The organism is Shewanella sp. FeAMO (assembly GCF_053653955.1).
The window spans coordinates 4,859,903-4,877,993 of sequence record NZ_CM132201.1; the positions used below are offsets into that span (position 1 = coordinate 4,859,903).

Sequence of the window (18,091 nt, forward strand, 5' to 3'; positions counted from 1 at the left end):
GTCGATTGATACAGATTCTTTCGCCCAACAGGGCGACCTCCCGTCTGGCGGGATACTTGTGAGCCATTGTAGGGGGATTCAGATCAAGTGACCAGACCAGAGTCTGCCGGTAAAAATTTCAGTGATACAAGGTGCAGCGCGAATAATCCTGGGTCTCAGGCCCTGAACCCGAGCACTTGAGGCAACGAAACTGCTGTTGATGCTCGCCGAGTTCAGCCTGCAAAAATCTGGCAGTGTGGGAATCTTTCTGCCTGAGGCGCCGCTCCAGCTCTGTCATTCGCTTATCCAACCAGCGACAACTGGGATCATCGGCGACTTGGCGGCGAGGCTTGGATGCCTTCTTTTTTCTGGATTTCGTTGGTTTACTGTCGCGCGAGGCCTTAGGCAAGGGCGCAGACTCATATTCAAGTGCGGCTTCAAACTGCTGTGGAATGGCAATAGGATTGCCCTCGCTGTCGAGCACTAACCCCAGAGGGAGCGAACCAGGCTCTTTGTCCGGGTTGCTGAGTTGCTTATCTATTGAGGGCTCTGAACTCGACACTAGCTTCAGGTCTGGATTCAGGTCTGAGCTTGATTCGGCCTGGGATTCAGCCAATGGGGTGACTCCAAACCAAAGGAGCAGGCAGCAAAGCCCGCCGATTCTGTAGGTTAACATTCCCTGTACTCCCGCATCGATCCTTCGACGCTGTTTGTCTTCACATCAGAGTCTAGAAGCTGCGGTGAATGTTAGCCAGTTTAAAACTGCCACTCCAGATGCAAGCCGGCATAAGACTGATCCAGGTCACCATGCCAATCCTCCTCTTGCGCCTGCTGCTTGATATCATCCTCCGCTATGCTGTGACTCAAATGCAAGGAAGCCACCAAAGAAGAGGTTAATGAGTAGCATGCCTCTACACCAAACTGCAGATGATTGGGGCCATCATGGGTCTGGCTGGCATAGCCAAAGTCGAATCCCTGGGTCACATAGGGGGTAAGAGTCAGTTGCTCGTTCACTTGCCAATGGCTGTGCAGGCTCAACTCAACAAAATAACCAGAGGCTTCAGTAGCATAGGTATAGTTAATCGATGGTGTCAGCCAGCTCAGCCCCTGATAGGCGAGATAGGCGTACACCTCATTGTCATGGGTGCGCTCATCACCGTAAAACTCCAGTCGCTGCATGCCGACACCGGCTTCCACTGATTCGAGTGGGTTGAAACAGTATTCCACCCCGGCATTGAGCTCGGCGTAGTTCACACTGTCGGCTCGGCCAAACAACACGAAGGCCCCCAGGCCATCACGGCTATGGTGAATGCCACTCCAGGCAATCCCGCCCGCAGACAAGTTGTCACGCCCCTCGGAAATATAGCGGCTGTCCCACCCCAGCATGAGTTGGGTTTCGGCGGCCTCATCGGCCAATAATGGATTGCAGCACAGGAGTGTCAGCAACAAGAGCGGATAGCGCATAAAACGTACCAAACTTACAAAGTAAAGTTTATTTTATTCCACCACCCCATTATGTAAATGATAACGAATCGTGTTTTAGATCCAGTTATCATTTATGATTTTTTTGTGCATTGACGGTAGGCTCTCTTCCTCGGCAGCAGTGACTCGTGACCCACGGGTATTTCACTGCCGAGTTTGGCGGCTATGTTTCACTGCTATGTTTCACATCTATGCCACAGCCATGGCACCAATCGCTTTTATCACCTTGATAAATCACAGCGGAACCCTTATCTATTAGCCACGCCCCTGAATATTCGCCGCCATGGCGGCAAGACCAGGCATCCAATGCAGGCCCTATGGCCCACGCCCAAAGAGAGGACAGACAATGACCAATCCGCTGCTGACAGCACAGGAGCTGCCGCCCTTTTCCAGTATCAAGGCCGAGCACATTCAACCGGCGGTCGAACAGGCCATAGCCAAATGCCGCGATAAGATAGAAGCCGTGCTGGCCGCCGGAGGCCCCTACACTTGGGAAAACCTGGTGGCCCCTCTGGAGCAGGTGGACGATGAGTTGAGCCAGATCTGGTCGCCGATTTCCCATATGAATTCTGTACTCAGCAATGAAGAGTGGCGCGCCGCGCACGATGCCTGCCTGCCATTGTTGTCTGAGTACAGCACCTTTGTCGGCCAACATCAGGGCCTGTATCAGGCCTATAAAGAGCTCAAGGCATCGGCGGAATTTGCCCTGCTCAGCCAGGCACAACAGACTGTGATAGAACATAGCCTGAGAGACTTCGAACTGTCGGGAATAGGCCTCAATGATGAACAAAAAGCTCGCTATGGAGAGATTGTAAAGCGCCTGTCCGAACTCAGCAGCACCTATTCCAACCAACTGCTGGATGCCACACATGCCTGGAGCAAACTGGTTACCGATGAAGCCGAATTGGCCGGTCTGCCAGAGTCTGCCATTGCCGCCGCCAAGGCGATGGCCGAGGCCAAAGAGCAGCAAGGTTGGCTATTCACCCTGGATTTTCCATCCTATCTGCCGGTCATGACCTACAGCGACAACCGCAGTCTGCGTGAAGAGTGCTACCGCGCCTTTGTTACCCGCGCTTCGGATCAAGGCCCCAATGCCGGTGAGTTCGACAATGGCCCGCTGATGGACGAGATCCTGAGCCTACGCCATGAGTTGGCACAGTTACTGGGCTTTGATACCTATGCCGATAAGTCCCTGGCCACCAAGATGGCGCAATCGCCCGAGCAGGTTATCGCCTTCCTCAATGAGCTGGCACTGCGCTCCAAATCTCAGGCCAAGGCCGAGCTGGCCGAACTCAAGGAGTTTGCCAAGGAGCATTATGGTGTAACCGAGTTGGCGGCCTGGGATCTGGGTTACTACGGCGAAAAGCTCAAGCAGCACAAGTATGAGATATCTCAGGAAGAGCTACGTCCCTTCTTCCCCGAAGACAAGGTGCTCAGCGGCCTGTTCTACACCATCAAGCGCTTGTTCGGTATGGAGGTCAAAGAGCAGCAGGATTTCGACAAGTGGCATAAAGATGTGCGCTTTTTCCACATCCTGGATGCCGAGGGCGAACACAGAGGCAGCTTCTATCTGGACCTCTATGCCCGAGAAGGCAAGCGGGGCGGTGCCTGGATGAATGATTGCCGAACCCGGCGGATGACGGCCACAGGCCTGCAAAAGCCGGTAGCCTACCTCACCTGTAACTTCAATCGCCCTGTGGGTGACAAGCCGGCGCTGTTTACCCATGACGAAGTCACTACCCTGTTCCACGAATTTGGTCATGGTATTCACCATATGCTGACCCGCATCGATGTCGGCGGGGTTTCCGGCATCAACGGCGTACCTTGGGATGCCGTGGAGCTGCCAAGCCAGTTTATGGAGAACTGGTGCTGGGCCGAAGAGGCGCTGGCGGAGATCTCCGGCCATTATCAGACCGGGGAGCCGCTGCCCAAGGCGATGCTGGACAAGATGCTGGCCGCCAAGAACTTCCAGTCCGGCATGATGATGCTGCGGCAACTGGAGTTTTCTCTGTTCGACTTCCGCCTGCATCAGGAGTTTGATCCGGCCAAGGGCGCCCATATTCAACAGATGTTGGATGAGGTTCGACGCCAGGTGGCCGTGGTCACACCGCCTGAATTCAACCGCTTCCAGAACGGTTTCGCCCATATCTTTGCCGGAGGTTATGCCGCCGGCTACTACAGCTACAAGTGGGCCGAAGTGTTGTCTGCCGATGCCTTCTCACGCTTCGAGGAGGAAGGTATTTTCAACGAGAGCACAGGACGCGACTTCCTGCACAACATACTTGAGATGGGCGGCAGTGAAGAGCCTATGGTGCTATTTACCCGCTTCCGTGGCCGCGAGCCCAGCATAGACGCACTGCTGCGTCACTCAGGGATCCAAGCCTGAGGCAGAAGCAATTGATTAGGCGCCTGCGGGCGCCTTTTTTGTGAGCCAGTTCTCGCTTGCCGTCTGGTATGACCTTTGATAGCCTTTAATTCCTCTCAACTCTTGGACCCTTTGATGAACCTCTACTTTCGCCTGTTTTGGCTGCTGCTCTGGCGAGTGCGCCGGGCAAACGATATCGGTTTTCTCGGCACCAGCCGCATCCGTTATCGGGCTTTACCGAGTGACTGTGACATCAACCTACACCTGACCAACTCCCGCTACCCGGCATTTATGGATCTGGCCCGCACTTATATGATGGCCGAAATGGGCTTGCTGAAGCGCTTTCTAAAACTGAAATGGATGCCGATAGTCAATGCTGCCGAGTTCACCTATGTAAGGGATATCAGGCCATTACAGCAGTTTGAAATTGCCTCTCGCGTGGTTGGCTGGGATGAAAAGTATTTCTACATAGAGCAGCGTTTCCTGTCGGACAGAGGCCTGCATGCCATAGTGCATGTCAGAGGTTTGTTCGTCTGCAAACGTAAGCCGGTACCCACGGAAAACCTGTTGACGGAAGCCGGGTTCGATGAAACCACGCCCGAGTTACCGGCAGAGATCATCAAGTGGAAGTCGTTCCTGGATCTCAAAAAGGCCCGCAACAGCTGAATTCTTGCTCAGGGGATGGGCCTGAGCCCACTGCTGGCCTCCTCCTGAGCCAGAGTCACTTCATCCTGCACCAACATCCAGGAACCCCGCAATTGCGCCTGCAGCCAGTAGCGCCCCAAATGCTGGTAGTCCAGTAAGTTGAAACTGCGCTGCAGATAACCAAGACAAGGGATTAAGGCACAATCGGCCAAAGTGAACCCATCTCCGCAAAGCCAATGATGCTCAACCAGGCGTAAGTCCAACGCCCGCAGGCAAAGTCTGAGACGGTTTTCAATTTGACGCTGCACCAGAGGAAGTTGCTGCTCTTCCGGTAAGCTATATTGCTGCTCCAATTGATAGAGACTGTTGTTGAGGTCGTTATCGGCAATTCTGTCATAGAGACGCACTTGCAGATTGAGCTCGGGCTCCTTGGGCAACAGCCGGGTGCCGGCGTCCATTTTATTGTCCAGATACTCTATGATAATACTGGATTCAGGCAACAGGCTGCCGTCCTGACACACCAAGAGTGGCAGCTTACCGGATGGATAGAAATGCAGATAGTGTTGGCGCTCCAATGGATCCTGCAGATCCGTTACCCGGGGAAAGAAGTTTGCCTGCTTTTCATAAAGTGCCAGCAGCACCTTTTGCGAATAACGCGACAATGGATGGTAGTAAAGCTCCATAGACAGGGATCCCCATGGTTACCAACTTTAACTTTAGTTGCTGGCTACCGCTTAGGGAAGGCGTGAACAGTTACCATGAGTGCTGCAAGGAATTATCCACCCTCTGTTTGACCCAACTTCTGCTTGAGAAAGTCCAACATGACCCGGACCCTGGGCGGCATCCCCTCACGGTAAGGGTGAATGGCATAGATACCGCCCTCACGCAGATGATAATCCGGTAACAGACGTTCCAGCGCTCCCGAGTCCAATTGCCTTTGCAACAGATGATCCGGCAAGGTGGCAATGCCAAGCCCCTGAGCAGCCAGAGCCGCGATGGCATTGGTACTGTTGCAGCTGATAAAGGGGGTAACCCGAATACGAAACTGTTCGCCCTGACTATTGTGCAAAGTACAGCTGCGAGGCAAATGACTCGATGCATGCATCAGCCATTGGTGATGATGCAGGTTATCCGGATGCAGCGGCTTGCCGTGGCGACTGAGATACTCGGGCGAAGCAACCAGATACTCTTCGAAGTCGCCCAATTTTATCGCCTTGAATTCAGAGTCTTCCGGCCAGCCGGCCTGAATGGCAATATCTATCTTATGCTCCAGCAGATTGAGCTTATTGTCCTCCAGCAACAGTGTCAGCCGGATATGGGGGAAGCGCTGGTGAAACTCGCCCATCAAGGGCAGCAGTGACAGTTCACCTACCCCCACAGGTGCCGTGATCCGCAAACTGCCATGTAGCTGTTCATCACTGGGGCGAGTCACGGCCTCGGCTTGCTTGGCCAGCTGCAACAACTCGGCACAATAGTGATAGAACTGCTGACCATCTTCACTCAAGCCTATCTTGCGCGTGGTTCTGTGCAATAAACGGCAGCCAAGACGCTGTTCCAGTTTCTTCAAATGTTGACTCACCATGGAGCGGCTGATTCCCAGCACTTCTGCGGCCGCCGTTAACGATCCCTGTTCCACTACAGTGGCGAATACCAACATACGATAGAGTTGCGCCGCATCCATCTCTCACCTTTGTTTAATTTCAATAACCAAAGTGATAAGTAAAGCACTCATTATCAATTTTTGCCACGGGGATACACTGATGCCATAAACCTACTGGAGTAAAAAACATGATCCTTATCTTAGGTGCATCCGGCCAATTGGGCCGTCTGGTCAGCCAAGCCTTATTGGCAAAGGTTCCTGCCAAACAGTTGAGATTGGCAAGTCGCCACCCTGAACAATTGAACGAGTTTGCTGATGTAGAGAAAGCCTTTGCCGATTACAGTGACCCGGCTTCACTCTCGAAAGCCATGCAGGGCGTCAAACGCCTGTTATTGATCTCGGGTGATACACCCAATGATCAGAGACTGCAGCAGCACATGAATGTGCTCAGCGCCGCCAAGGCCGCCGCTGTCGAACAATTGGTTTATACCAGTTTCCAATTGGCGACCCTGGACTCGGCATTCGACTTTGCCCGCACCCATGCAGCAACAGAAGCAGCAATAGTTCACTCAGATGTGCCTTACACCTTGGTACGTAACGGTCCCTATGCCGAATTGCAGTTGGCCGGGTTGGAGCACACTCTGGCAACAGAAACCATGCTCAATGCCGGTGAAAATGGTTTGTTTGCCCCTGTGTGGAAGGCCGATCTGGCAGAGGCCATCGCCGGCATTCTCTCATCGGAATCGCCTGTAAGCAGCCATCTTGGGCAAACCTATACCCTGACAGGCCCGGAACTGTTGAACCAGGCCCAGGTGGCACAATACCTGTCGCAGGTGAGTGGCAAAAACATTCGGCTGCAAAACATTTCAGTCGCAGAGCTGGAGCAGATTTTCCTCGGGATCGGCCTCCCCGGTTTTATGGCCAAGGCGTTTGCCAACAACTCCAAGGCGATAGCCGATGGTGAATATCAGCAGCAAAGCGCAGATCTGGAACGTCTGCTGGGGCGCCCAGGGCGTTCACTTAAGGCCCTGTTTGAACAGAGCCTCACTCAATCCTGATACCCGATATCGCGTGCCACAGTCCCTCCCTCTGCCTGGGAGGGACTGTGATTGTTAATCATCATTGATCACTCCCATCTTTATCCCGATTGGTATTACACTGGTGCAGCTGTAATTGAATCAAAAGGGAAAGCACATGAGCAAGCCGGAAGATTTTGCCACCATCTATGCCAGAGCCTGCGAGCGCAAAGGCGGCGCCGAGCGACTGGAGAGCCTGTTACCCAGAGTCTGTTCCACGGAAGAATTGCTGGAATATACAGATGCCGAGTTACTGTCAGCACTCAGCAAACAGGTATTTCAGAGTGGTTTTGTCTGGAAAGTAGTGGAACACAAATGGCCGGCCTATGAAGAGGCCTTCTTTGGCTTTGAACCCATGAAAGTGTTGATGCTCTCCCCCGAGCAGTTGCAGGCCAGAGGTGAGGACAGTCGCCTCATTCGCCACCAGAAAAAGACCCAGGCCATTTATGATAACGCGCTCATGGTGCAGGATATTGCCAGAGAACACGGCAGCCTGGCCCGATATATCGCCCTCTGGCCGGTGGAGGAGATCACCTCACTGTGGCAGGAACTCAAACGCCGTGGTGCACGCTTGGGTGGCAATACCGGCCCCTATTTTTTGCGTGGCATAGGTAAAGACAGCTTCCTGTTGACCGCTGATGTTCAAAACTATCTCAAGAGTCACAAACTGGTGGACGCAGGCTTCAGCTCAAAGAGCGGCTTGGCCCAGGTACAAGCTGTATTCAATCATTGGCAGCAGAGCAGCGGCAGGAGCATGGCCGCCATCAGCCGCATCCTGGCTTGTAGCACCGGGGACAATCGTATCTGAGGCCTGAGATAAATTTGTCTTGAATATAGACAAAAAACAGTTGCAATCGAAAATGAGAACCATTATCATTTGTTCTGCGTTCCAAAACTCATCCTTAACTGAGAGTCAGTTAACCGCTAGTCGACTGAGATTTGCTTGAAGTTATGGTGTTCCTGAGTTTGCAAAGCACGACATTGCTCACACACTCTTTTAGGCCGGGTTAATTACCCGGCCCTTTTTTTTGGCTGATTCTTATTGTCAGAGCTTTATGCTCCTCCTCTCCGCCAACTATTTTCATCCCTCGCCGCTGTTTTTAAATTTTGATGCCCCTCTCTACAAACCAACATTGAGGGAATCAGGCACTAAGGAAGGTGTATCCATCTGGATTTAGCCCCAAAACTACCAATGACTACCGGTCTGCACCTTAGATTTAAACTAATTTAAAATTAATAAGTTTAGGTAGATTTTTTGGTCGGACATCCAAGAAAGGAGGAATAGCACTGGAAAATTTTATCGCCGAAGGTCAAAAAATAGTTGCAAACATAAATGAGAACGATTATCGTTAACTTGCGTTCCAAAACTCATCCTTAGCTTTAGGCCCGCAGTACCCGCTGAGAGTTATGGTGTTCCTGAGTTTGCAAAGCACGACATTGCTCACACACTCTTTGTGGCCGGGTTAATTACCCGGCTCTTTTTTTGTTTTTTCACGCCAAGCCAAGAACCTACCCGAACAGCAAACCATCATAGGGGCCTGACTGATCCTCTTTGGCCATATGGTAAATACTGACAGTAAACAGTGTCCCCTTACCCACAGTCGAACTGACCTCTATGGTGCCGCCTATGCGTTTGATAATACCGTAGCTCAGCGACAAGCCCAGCCCGGTACCATCCTTACGGGTGGTATAGAAGGGATCGAATATCCGGCTCAACTGCTCCTGCGGGATCCCAGAACCTTCATCTTCAATCTCTATCTTGATCCCCACAGGTTCGTCCTGTTCCACCCAGTCATAGGTGCGGATCCAGATCCGCCCCTTGCCATCCATAGCATGAGCAGCGTTGACCACCAAATTGATCAGCACCTGCAGCAGTTGCGGACGATTCACCTGCACCGGATAACTGGCGTTCAGCTCAGGCAACAACACCACTTCCTGCTTACCCAGTGAGTGACGTACCAACAGCTGCATCTCTTCGATAATAGGTGTGATTTGATGCATCTCCAGCGGCGCATTGAACTCGCCGGGACGGCTGTACTGCAGCAAGCTGCGGATAATAGTGCTGATACGCCCCACCTGCTGGATGATGAGATCTATCTCCTCTTCGACCAGCTCGGCGTTATCCCCAAGCTCCACCCGCAGCAGTTCCATATTACCAAGGATTACGGCGGTAGGGTTGTTGATCTCGTGGGCAATCCCAGCGGTCAGCTCCCCAAGGGCTGTGAGCTTTTCATTGGTCACCAACTGCTGACGGGTTTCGTTCAGTAATTGCACGTTGCGCTGCAGCTCTTCGGTTTTTTCCTGCAGGCTACGGGTACGTTCCTCAACCTTCATCTCCAGTTGCTCGGCCGCCGCTTGAATTTGCGCATTGCGGCGCTGCAATAAATCGAGCATGCGGTCGAACTGCTCGGCCAGGTTGGCCAGCTCATTGTCTCTGTCCAGTCCCAGCTCGCCGATACGCAGATTGCGCCCGGACTGCACCGCCTTAACCACTTGGTGAATACGCTCTATCGGCTGCAACAAACTGTAAGCACCGCGATAAACCAAGAGCCCGGAAACCAGCAACACCAACATCAAAATGGTGCCCAACTCTATGATATTAAGCAGATAGTTATGGATAAAAGGCGACTCGGAAAACCCGGAATAGATCATGCCTATCCGCTGGCCTCGAATATCAGTCAGCGGCGCATAGGCCGAGATAAACCAGTCGTTGTAAACAAAGGCTCTATCGACCCAGAGTTGCCCTTTGACCAACACCTGCTGACGCACCTCCTCGGACACCAGGGTGCCCAATGCCCGGCCGCGATTTTCATCCTCTTTGGGGAAGAAATGCAGAGGCACATTGGTGCTGATGCGGATATTGTCGAGGAAGATGGTCACAGTGCCTATGGAACGCTCAGGCAGTGTGCCTTTGTCATAGACCAGATCGCGAATATGGTCGACGATGCGAGTATTGCGATTAAACAGGATCCCGCCATCCAGATACCAGCCAACCTTACCGTTTTCATCGGCTACCGGCAGCAGGCTGCGACTGAGCATGCCCCGCTCTTCCACTTCTCTGTCGGGATTTTGTGCCCTTAAGGTCATTTTTACCGGGATCTTGGCACGCTCGGCTAACTCGGGATCGATTCGTGCCAGCCGCGAGGAGGAGAGCACCATCAGCCCTGAATAGGCGCTTTGCCCCTGAACCAAGGGCAGCATCTGCCGCAAGTCAGGATCGGCCGCAGCATCGGCAATTCTGACCAGACGCAGAAAATCGAGATCCAACGCCTTGCGCTGTTGATCCAGGAAAGCATTGAGATCTTTCTGCTTCTGCTGTTCACCTTCGAGTATCGAACGAAAATGGGTCTGGAAATCGAAAGACTGCATCACATGTTCCAGCTGCTTTTCCTGACGCTCCTGCACCGCGGCCAGCGTGTTGTTGGCCACTGTCAGGTCGGCCTTGACCTTCATAAACAGCTGTTTGCCCGTGTAGCTGATATTCCAGTATATGGTGATAAACACCAAGCTCACCAACGTCAGCAAGATAGGCAACAGAGTCAGGATCAGAATGCGATAACGCACCTTTGCCTGCAGCTGCTGCCAACTCAGGCCAAAGAGCCGTTTGAACAGTGACAAGCTCAGACCTCCGACTCGCAGTCAAACCACTCTTTATATTTACGATCCAGTGTTTTGCGAGATACTCCCAGCACCCTGGCTGCCGCCGACTTATTGCCGCCGTGGGAGTCAACCACGGCCGTGACATGGTCTTTTTCCACATCCTTGAGCGCCCAGTCGTGGGGATAGCCAGGCTGGGCATTCAGTTCGGCCTTGGGCTGTTCTTTCCAGTATTCCGCCGGTGGTTTACCCAGCAGAATGCAGCGCTCTATCATGTTACGCAATTCGCGAATATTCCCAGGCCACTGATGTTGCTGCAGTTTGAGCAGGTCCTCATGGCTCCAGACCACCTCTTTCACCCCGAGCTCTGCGGCCAACTGGCGGGTAAAGTGATGGGTCAATTCCACCACATCATCCGGTCTTTCCCGTAATGGCGGGATCACTATGTCGAGTACATTGAGACGGTAGAAGAGGTCGCGGCGGAAATGCCCGGCTTCCACTTCATCGGCCAGCTTACGGTTGGTTGCCGCTATCACCCGGACATCAATATTAACTTCTTTTTCACTGCCAACCGGACGAATCGCCTTTTGCTCCAACACCCGCAGCAAGGCCGTCTGCATTTTCAGCGGCATCTCCCCAATCTCATCGAGGAAGATGGTGCCTCCGGAGGCAAAGCTGAATAGACCTTCGCGATTGCCTTTGGCACCGGTAAAAGAGCCAGCGGTATGACCAAAGAGTTCACTCTCCAGCAGCTCAGGGGCAATGGCGCCGCAGTTAACAGGCACAAAGGGACCCTGACGACCACTGAGCAGGTGAAGTTGCCTGGCCACCAGCTCCTTGCCCGTGCCGGACTCACCTTCGATAAGCACCACCGCATTGGTCGGTGCCACCCGCTCTATCACCCGCTTGACCTCCATCATGGCATCACTGTTGCCTATGATGGTGGAGGAATAGCCACTGGACACTTCCCGGCGCAGCATCAGGTTTTCCCGCTTCAGCAAGCGCCGCTCGATGCAGCGGTCGACCGCCTTCATCATCTGCTCCAGATGGAAAGGCTTCATGATGAAGTCGGAAGCGCCGGCCCTGAGTGCCTGAATCGCCACTTCCATATCGGCATAGCCAGTCATAAAGATGATGTCGGAGCGCCGCTCCTGATCATCCAGCGCCTCACGCCACTCAATACCTGAGCGGCCAGGCAGACGTATATCCACTATCAGCAGATCGAAGTGACAACGGCTGCGCAATTGTTCGGCTTCTTCTATGCTGGCGGCGGTTTCTACCAGGGCAAATTTCTTTGCCAGCGCTTTGTTGAGGAAACTGCGCATACCGGGCTCGTCGTCGACAATCAACACGGACACGGCAGAAGGCATTGGCTTAGACTTAAGTGGCTTTTCTATCTGGCTCATATTGTCGGCTTCAGGACATTTTGACTCAATTGAAATAGATTCTATCATTGATACGGTAAAAATTGGTCACTATGAACCAGAGAAAAAGCCGGTTGGGACAATTTGTCTGATACTTATTTACCAAGCTTGGGATCCAGTTCACATATTGGATCCCTCAATATCGGTTTATAGCAAACATTCGTTTTTGGCACCCAAATTGCTTTAATGGGTGCGAGTACAAGGCCGTGGCCCGCAGGCTTATGGGTTAGGCCCACTTATTAAAATCACGCCAAGGAGCAATAATGTTGAACTTGAAACAACTGCTGGGTCTTGCCATTGCGGCAGGCCTGATGATCTCTGCCCCGGCTTCCGCTCAGGAAACCATCAAGCTGGCCACTACCACCAGTACTGAAAACTCAGGTCTGCTGGGTTACCTGCTGCCAAAATTTGAATCTGAATCAGGCTATAAGGTACAAGTGATTGCCACAGGTACAGGTAAGGCTCTGAAACTGGGTTCTCAGGGTGATGTGGATCTGGTGATGACTCACGCTCCTGGCGCAGAAGCCAAGTTCGTCGCCGACGGTTTCGGTGTTGAGCCTCGCGGCATCATGGAAAACGACTTTGTTATCCTTGGCCCCAAGAACGACCCAGCCAAGGCCCGTGACAGCAAAAATGCCGAAGAAGCCTTCGCCAAAATCGCCAAGTCAGGTGTACCTTTCGTATCCCGTGGTGATGACTCAGGTACTCACAAGAAAGAGCTGATCATCTGGAAAGCCGCCAACGTGACTCCAGACTTCAAAGGTTACACTTCTGTAGGTCAAGGTATGGGCAAAACCCTGCTGATGGCCAACGAACTGCAAGGTTACACCCTGTCTGACCGTGGTACTTTCGTGGCTTACAAAGCCAAACTGGACCTGGGCATCGACTTCGACGGCGGTGCCACTTTGGCCAACCCTTACCAGGTTATCCTGATCAACCCTGCCAAATACCCTGATCTGAATCACAAAGGTGCACGTGCCTTCAGTGATTGGTTGATTAGCAAAGAAGCACAAAGCATGATCAACAGCTATAAAGTTCAAGGCGAACAACTGTTCAAGGCAACTTACGGCAAATGAGTGAAGGCTGGTTAGCCCTTATACAGCAGGCCCTAGGCCTGCTGTTTTCCAGAGACCCCGAAGTCTGGTCTATTATCTCCGTCTCTTTCTCGGTATCTTTCGCGGCGCTGCTGATCACCTTGCTGCCGTCCATGATACTGGGGTTCGCCCTGGCGTTTGTGCAATTCCCCGGCCGCTGGCTGGTGACCAATCTGGTACAGACCCTGCAATCCATTCCCACTGTGGTGGTAGGCCTGTTGGCCTATTTACTGCTGACCCGTAACGGTGCTCTGGGTGATCTTCGCTGGCTCTTTACCCAGAAGGGGATGATCCTCGGGCAGATGATGATCTGTGCCCCGGTACTGATAGCCATGAGCCATGCCGCCTTCACCAGTGTCGACCGCCGCGCCTGGGAAACCAGCCGCACTCTGGGCGCCAGTTGGACCTCGGCCATCTGGGTGGTTTGCCGCGAGCTGAGAGTACCTCTGTTACTGGCGATTATCGCCGCGTTTTCCCGTATCATTACTGAAGTCGGCTGTTCCATGATGGTTGGTGGCAACATAGCCCATGTCACCCGTAACATTCCCACCGCGATTTCACTGGAAACCAGTAAAGGCGACTTTGCCCAGGCGATAGCCCTTGGCTTGGTGCTACTGGTGCTGGCACTGATACTGAATTTTGCTCTGGGTACTCTGCGTGGCAGGGCCAACCCCAGAAGTCATTAGGACGCTTGATGATAAAGCTGATAGCCCAAGATCTTGAGATGCGTTTTGGTGAACGCCTGTTATTTCGCACCCGGCAACTGGAGTTTTGCCAGGGTGAGGTCATCTATCTGCAAGGTGACAATGGCTGCGGCAAAACCACTCTGATGAAGCTGCTGGCCGGTTTACTCAAACCCAGTGCCGGTACCATCTATACCCAAGGATTTCCGCCTGCGCCCTGGTGGCGACGCGATACCTTGCTCGGCAAGGCTATTTACCTGCATCAACACCCGTACCTGTTTGAAGGCAATGTCAGCTACAATCTGCAACTGGCGCAGAAATACAGCAGCCTGGATAAGACCGAACAGCACACTAGGATGCAAAGCGCGATAGAACATGCCCAGTTGGGGCAACTGCTCAAGACCAACGCCTCAACTCTGTCCGGCGGTGAACGGCAACGGCTGGCACTGGCCAGAGCCTGGCTGTTGAAACCCAAGTTACTCATGCTCGATGAACCCATATCCAATATGGACAGGGCATCGCAGCAAACCGTTTTTGCTATGATTGCCGAATTAAAGCAACAAGGTACCGGACTGCTTATCAGTAGCCACCAGCACTCAGAACTAACGGCACTTTGTCATCAACATTGGCATATCGAATCACAACAACTGACAACCTCAGCCAATTTGACTCTGGCCACGGAAGAACTGCAGGAGAACAACTATGTCGCAGCGCATTGATGCGGTGATACTCGCCGGAGGCATGGCCAGGCGTATGGGCGGAGAAGACAAAGGCCTGGTGGACCTGCTGGGGCGCCCCATGATTGCCCATGTTATCGACAGGGTAAAACCTCAGGTGAATCAGATCCTGATCAACGCCAACCGCAATCAAACACGTTATGCTGAGTTCGGTTTTCCTGTCATTGCCGACCTGGAACAGGGTTATCCCGGGCCGTTGGCGGGAATGATCAGCGCCCTGGACAAGACAGATGCCGATCTGCTGTTGGTGGTGCCCTGCGACTGCCCTTTGCTGCCCAAAGACCTGGTCGAGCGTATGGCGCAAAAGCTGCAGGCGTCAGAGGCGGATCTCGCCGTGGCATCCGACGGCGAGCGGGAGCAGCCGGTGGTTATGCTGCTCAAACCGACGGTGAGGGATTCGATGCAGGCCTTTCTCGATTCCGGCAGGCGCCGTATCGATCTCTGGTACAGTGAACACCCGGTAGTGGTTGAATCATTCGCCGATCAACCCAGCGCCTTTATTAACGTCAATACCAACGAACAAAAACAACAACTCGCGGCGGAAATATCCCAAGCTTAAGAGGTTTTTATGAGCACTGTCTTTACCAATCCCCTGTCCATTCCCGTGTTGGGCTTCTGTGCCTACAGCGGCACAGGCAAGACCACACTGTTGAAGCAGTTGATCCCTGAGCTGAATCGTCGTGGTTTGAGACTGGCAGTGATCAAACACGCTCATCACAACTTTGATATTGATGAGCCGGGCAAAGATAGCTATGAAATGCGCAAGGCCGGCGCCAGACAGATGTTGGTGGCCTCCCATGTGCGTTGGGCCTTGATGACGGAAGATCCGCTGGACAGAGATCCGGACCTGCTGCATCTACTCGGCCAGTTGGAACAGGACAAGGCCGATCTGGTGTTGGTGGAAGGCTTCAAGAAACTGGCGCTGCCCAAAATTGAATTACACCGAGCCGCCCATGGCAAACCCTTTATCCATACCGAGGATCCCAATATCCTCGCAATTGCCTGCTGTGATGAAACCAAGCTGCCGGGAGAGATCCGCCGCCTGGATCTCAACAATGTGGCGCAAATTGCTGACTTTGTGCAGCAGTATGTTCGCGATTATCGCCCCGAATCCAAGCCCTCTTCAGCAAGAGCCCTGCCCTTGAGCGCCTGTGAGCTCGGCAGTGAACGGAATCTGTCGGTACGTCAGGGCATCGACCATATTCTGGAGCAAGTCAAACCCGTCACAGAGACAGAGCTGTTGACGCTCGATGAAGCCGACAATCGTATTCTGGCCCAGGACGCCATATCACCGGTGAACGTACCGCAGCAGACCAACTCGGCAATGGATGGTTACGCCTTCGCGTTTCAAGACAACATGTCACAATCCTTTGAACTGAAAGGAGAAGTGCTGGCCGGTCATCAATATTCTGGCCAGCTGCAGCCGGGTGAAGCGGTACGAATTATGACAGGTGCGCCGGTTCCTCTGGGTGCAGATACCATTCAACCCAGAGAGCTTGCCACCGAAACCGATGGCAAGGTCAGCTTCAGTGGCAAGATCTACCGCGGCCAGCACGTTCGTCTGGCGGGTGAAGATATAGCCCAAGGCGCCGTTGCCCTGGGCAGTGGCACTCGTTTGGGCGCTGCCGAGCAAGGCCTGCTGGCTTCGCTGGGACTGTTTGAGATGCCCCTCAAGCGCCGCCCCAGAATTGCCGTATTCTCCACCGGCGATGAAGTCAGCCAACCCGGCACTGAGCTCAAGGCCAACTGCATCTACGACTCCAACCGCTATACCATCAAGGCGATGGCCAAACGTCTGGGCTGTGAAGTGCTGGACTTGGGGATCATCGAAGACTCGGAAGCGGTTCTGAGCCAAACATTGAGCCAGGCGGCGACTCAGGCCGATGTGATCATCAGCTCGGGCGGGGTGTCTGTCGGCAATGCCGACTATATCAAGACAGTGCTGGCCAAGCTGGGGGAAATCAACTTCTGGCGCATCAATATGCGCCCGGGACGCCCATTGGCGTTCGGTAAGATAGACCAAACATTGTTCTTCGGCTTGCCCGGCAACCCTGTAGCCGTGATGGTCTCTTTCCTGATGTTTGTTCAACCGGCATTGCGTAAACTGGCCGGTGAACCAAGCTGGCAACCAAGACTATTGCCGGCGATTGCCGATGAAGCCATGCGCAGCCGCAGCGGCCGCACCGAATTCAGCCGCGGCATCATGACCCTGGGAGATGACGGCCAATTACACGTACGTACGACCGGTGCCCAGGGCTCAGGCATGCTCAGCTCCATGGTCAAGGCCAACTGTTTGGTGATTATCGGCGAGGCAGATGAACGCATAGAGGCGGGTGAAACCGTCTATGTACACCCGTTTGCAGACCTGCTCTGAGCCTGCCCTTGAACAGCCTGAGTGACGGCTTTGGCCGCAAAATAGAGTATCTGCGCCTCTCTATTACCGACAGGTGTGATTTTCGCTGCATCTATTGCATGAGTGAAGATCCCTGTTTTCTGGAGCGGGAACAGGTATTGAGTCTGGAGGAGCTGGCCTTTATCGGCCGCGCCTTTACCGAGCTTGGTGTCAGCAAGGTACGCCTCACCGGCGGCGAACCCTTGGTACGCAGCGATTGCGACCGCTTGGTGGCGCAGCTGGCGGCGCTACCCGGGCTGAAGGATCTTTCCATGACCAGCAACGGCTCCAGGCTGGCCAAGCTGGCTCCGGCGCTGAAAGCCGCCGGCTTGAACCGCCTTAATATCAGCCTGGATACTCTAAAGAGCGAACTCTTCACCACCCTGACCCGTAACGGCAAACTGGAGCGGGTGCTCAAGGGCATAGATGTCGCCAAAGCAGCCGGCTTTGACAGGATCAAGATCAACGCCGTGATCCTCAAGGGACGCAACGAAAACGAAATCATCGATCTGCTGGAATATTGCCGTAAAAAGCAGCTGGACATCGCCTTTATCGAAGAGATGCCTCTGGGCGTGATGGAAGAGCGTTCTCTGCCAAGACACATGAGCAGCAGTGATGTCAGGGAAATTATCAATCAACGCTGGCCACTGAGCCTGTCATCCAAGCGTACCGGCGGCCCGGCACGTTACTACAGCATGGCCGACAGCCCTATCCATATAGGTTTTATTTCACCCCACAGCCATAACTTTTGCCATGAGTGCAACCGGGTCAGAGTCACGGCCGAAGGCCGCTTGCTGCTGTGCCTGGGAAATGAACACTCGCTGGATCTGAAGCAGATCATCCGCAGCCATCCTGGTGATATAGACGTATTGAAGCAGGCTATCTTCGAGGCAATTCAGCGCAAGCCCAAAGAGCATCACTTCGATGATCCCAATCAGGTGCAGATCTTGAGGTTTATGAACAGCACAGGTGGCTGATACCTGCCACCGTGCTACACTGGCGATTCGACCTCAACCA

Annotated in this window: 16 protein-coding genes; 10 read left to right on the top strand and 6 right to left on the bottom strand. The window is 53.4% G+C overall.

From position 1 onward, the window contains the following. Nucleotides 1-118: 118 nt before the first annotated feature. Nucleotides 119-655 (bottom strand): hypothetical protein, encoded by a 537-nt coding sequence (locus tag ACWAU4_RS21780; protein ID WP_208125308.1) that lies wholly within the window; start codon nt 653-655, stop codon nt 119-121. Between the two features lie 80 nt (nt 656-735). After that, nucleotides 736-1,443: a hypothetical protein gene (locus ACWAU4_RS21785; RefSeq protein ID WP_208125309.1), complete on the bottom strand. Its 708-nt coding sequence runs from the start codon at nt 1,441-1,443 to the stop codon at nt 736-738. Between the two features lie 364 nt (nt 1,444-1,807). Between ACWAU4_RS21785 and prlC the strand changes: the two genes are divergently transcribed. Continuing rightward, entirely contained in the window at nt 1,808-3,847 is a 2,040-nt protein-coding gene (gene prlC, locus ACWAU4_RS21790) for an oligopeptidase A (RefSeq protein ID WP_208125310.1), read from the top strand. Nucleotides 3,848-3,961: 114 nt separating this feature from the next. Then, nucleotides 3,962-4,492, top strand: a complete 531-nt coding sequence (locus tag ACWAU4_RS21795) for a thioesterase family protein (protein WP_025009092.1) — start codon at nt 3,962-3,964, stop codon at nt 4,490-4,492. An 8-nt stretch (nt 4,493-4,500) separates the two neighbouring features. On the opposite strand, the gene ACWAU4_RS21800 is transcribed toward ACWAU4_RS21795, so the two are convergent. Then, nucleotides 4,501-5,154 (bottom strand): glutathione S-transferase family protein, encoded by a 654-nt coding sequence (locus ACWAU4_RS21800; RefSeq protein WP_025009091.1) that lies wholly within the window; start codon nt 5,152-5,154, stop codon nt 4,501-4,503. 92 nt (nt 5,155-5,246) lie between these two features. Then, complete coding sequence (locus tag ACWAU4_RS21805; RefSeq protein WP_144224126.1) at nt 5,247-6,152, bottom strand: LysR family transcriptional regulator; 906 nt, start codon at nt 6,150-6,152, stop codon at nt 5,247-5,249. Nucleotides 6,153-6,259: 107 nt separating this feature from the next. Between ACWAU4_RS21805 and ACWAU4_RS21810 the strand changes: the two genes are divergently transcribed. Together ACWAU4_RS21810 and ACWAU4_RS21815 are read left to right on the top strand one after the other, a co-directional pair. After that, nucleotides 6,260-7,129 carry an NAD(P)H-binding protein gene (locus ACWAU4_RS21810; protein ID WP_208125311.1) on the top strand — a complete coding sequence of 290 codons (870 nt, stop codon included), beginning with the start codon at nt 6,260-6,262 and terminating at the stop codon, nt 7,127-7,129. Between the two features lie 136 nt (nt 7,130-7,265). Further along, nucleotides 7,266-7,955 carry a DNA-3-methyladenine glycosylase I gene (locus ACWAU4_RS21815; protein WP_025889011.1) on the top strand — a complete coding sequence of 230 codons (690 nt, stop codon included), beginning with the start codon at nt 7,266-7,268 and terminating at the stop codon, nt 7,953-7,955. Nucleotides 7,956-8,656: 701 nt separating this feature from the next. Here ACWAU4_RS21815 and ACWAU4_RS21820 read toward each other — a convergent pair. After that, nucleotides 8,657-10,765: a sensor histidine kinase gene (locus tag ACWAU4_RS21820; RefSeq protein ID WP_028780388.1), complete on the bottom strand. Its 2,109-nt coding sequence runs from the start codon at nt 10,763-10,765 to the stop codon at nt 8,657-8,659. A gap of 2 nt (nt 10,766-10,767) precedes the next feature. Beyond that, nucleotides 10,768-12,150 carry a sigma-54-dependent transcriptional regulator gene (locus ACWAU4_RS21825; protein WP_025009087.1) on the bottom strand — a complete coding sequence of 461 codons (1,383 nt, stop codon included), beginning with the start codon at nt 12,148-12,150 and terminating at the stop codon, nt 10,768-10,770. 281 nt (nt 12,151-12,431) lie between these two features. Between ACWAU4_RS21825 and ACWAU4_RS21830 the strand changes: the two genes are divergently transcribed. The 6 genes from ACWAU4_RS21830 to moaA are packed head-to-tail and all read left to right on the top strand — an operon-like array spanning nt 12,432 to nt 18,051. Beyond that, a complete protein-coding gene (locus ACWAU4_RS21830; protein ID WP_045283803.1) occupies nt 12,432-13,244 on the top strand; it encodes an ABC transporter substrate-binding protein in 813 nt (270 codons plus the stop codon). Continuing rightward, nucleotides 13,241-13,948 carry an ABC transporter permease gene (locus ACWAU4_RS21835; RefSeq protein WP_025009085.1) on the top strand — a complete coding sequence of 236 codons (708 nt, stop codon included), beginning with the start codon at nt 13,241-13,243 and terminating at the stop codon, nt 13,946-13,948. The genes ACWAU4_RS21830 and ACWAU4_RS21835 overlap by 4 nt, the downstream gene beginning before the upstream one ends. An 8-nt stretch (nt 13,949-13,956) precedes the next feature. Continuing rightward, a complete protein-coding gene (locus tag ACWAU4_RS21840; RefSeq protein WP_107006324.1) occupies nt 13,957-14,664 on the top strand; it encodes an ABC transporter ATP-binding protein in 708 nt (235 codons plus the stop codon). Beyond that, on the top strand, nt 14,648-15,241 hold the full coding sequence (gene mobA, locus ACWAU4_RS21845) for a molybdenum cofactor guanylyltransferase MobA (protein ID WP_025009084.1): 594 nt from the start codon (nt 14,648-14,650) through the stop codon (nt 15,239-15,241). Before ACWAU4_RS21840 ends, mobA begins: the two co-directional genes overlap by 17 nt. Before the next feature lie 9 nt (nt 15,242-15,250). After that, complete coding sequence (locus ACWAU4_RS21850; RefSeq protein WP_107352592.1) at nt 15,251-17,056, top strand: bifunctional molybdopterin-guanine dinucleotide biosynthesis adaptor protein MobB/molybdopterin molybdotransferase MoeA; 1,806 nt, start codon at nt 15,251-15,253, stop codon at nt 17,054-17,056. An 8-nt stretch (nt 17,057-17,064) separates the two neighbouring features. Further along, nucleotides 17,065-18,051, top strand: a complete 987-nt coding sequence (gene moaA / locus ACWAU4_RS21855) for a GTP 3',8-cyclase MoaA (RefSeq protein ID WP_144164600.1) — start codon at nt 17,065-17,067, stop codon at nt 18,049-18,051. The last annotated feature ends 40 nt before the right edge of the window (nt 18,052-18,091 follow it).

Coding starts and splice junctions, on each gene's coding strand:
- ACWAU4_RS21835 (WP_025009085.1), top strand. CDS start 13,241: ATGAGTGAAGGCTGGTTAGCCCTTATACAGCAGGCCCTAGGCCTGCTG.
- mobA (WP_025009084.1), top strand. CDS start 14,648: ATGTCGCAGCGCATTGATGCGGTGATACTCGCCGGAGGCATGGCCAGG.
- prlC (WP_208125310.1), top strand. CDS start 1,808: ATGACCAATCCGCTGCTGACAGCACAGGAGCTGCCGCCCTTTTCCAGT.
- ACWAU4_RS21850 (WP_107352592.1), top strand. CDS start 15,251: ATGAGCACTGTCTTTACCAATCCCCTGTCCATTCCCGTGTTGGGCTTC.
- ACWAU4_RS21840 (WP_107006324.1), top strand. CDS start 13,957: ATGATAAAGCTGATAGCCCAAGATCTTGAGATGCGTTTTGGTGAACGC.
- ACWAU4_RS21805 (WP_144224126.1), bottom strand. CDS start 6,152: ATGGATGCGGCGCAACTCTATCGTATGTTGGTATTCGCCACTGTAGTG.
- ACWAU4_RS21800 (WP_025009091.1), bottom strand. CDS start 5,154: ATGGAGCTTTACTACCATCCATTGTCGCGTTATTCGCAAAAGGTGCTG.
- ACWAU4_RS21785 (WP_208125309.1), bottom strand. CDS start 1,443: ATGCGCTATCCGCTCTTGTTGCTGACACTCCTGTGCTGCAATCCATTA.
- ACWAU4_RS21780 (WP_208125308.1), bottom strand. CDS start 655: ATGTTAACCTACAGAATCGGCGGGCTTTGCTGCCTGCTCCTTTGGTTT.
- ACWAU4_RS21815 (WP_025889011.1), top strand. CDS start 7,266: ATGAGCAAGCCGGAAGATTTTGCCACCATCTATGCCAGAGCCTGCGAG.
- ACWAU4_RS21830 (WP_045283803.1), top strand. CDS start 12,432: ATGTTGAACTTGAAACAACTGCTGGGTCTTGCCATTGCGGCAGGCCTG.
- ACWAU4_RS21795 (WP_025009092.1), top strand. CDS start 3,962: ATGAACCTCTACTTTCGCCTGTTTTGGCTGCTGCTCTGGCGAGTGCGC.
- ACWAU4_RS21810 (WP_208125311.1), top strand. CDS start 6,260: ATGATCCTTATCTTAGGTGCATCCGGCCAATTGGGCCGTCTGGTCAGC.
- ACWAU4_RS21825 (WP_025009087.1), bottom strand. CDS start 12,150: ATGAGCCAGATAGAAAAGCCACTTAAGTCTAAGCCAATGCCTTCTGCC.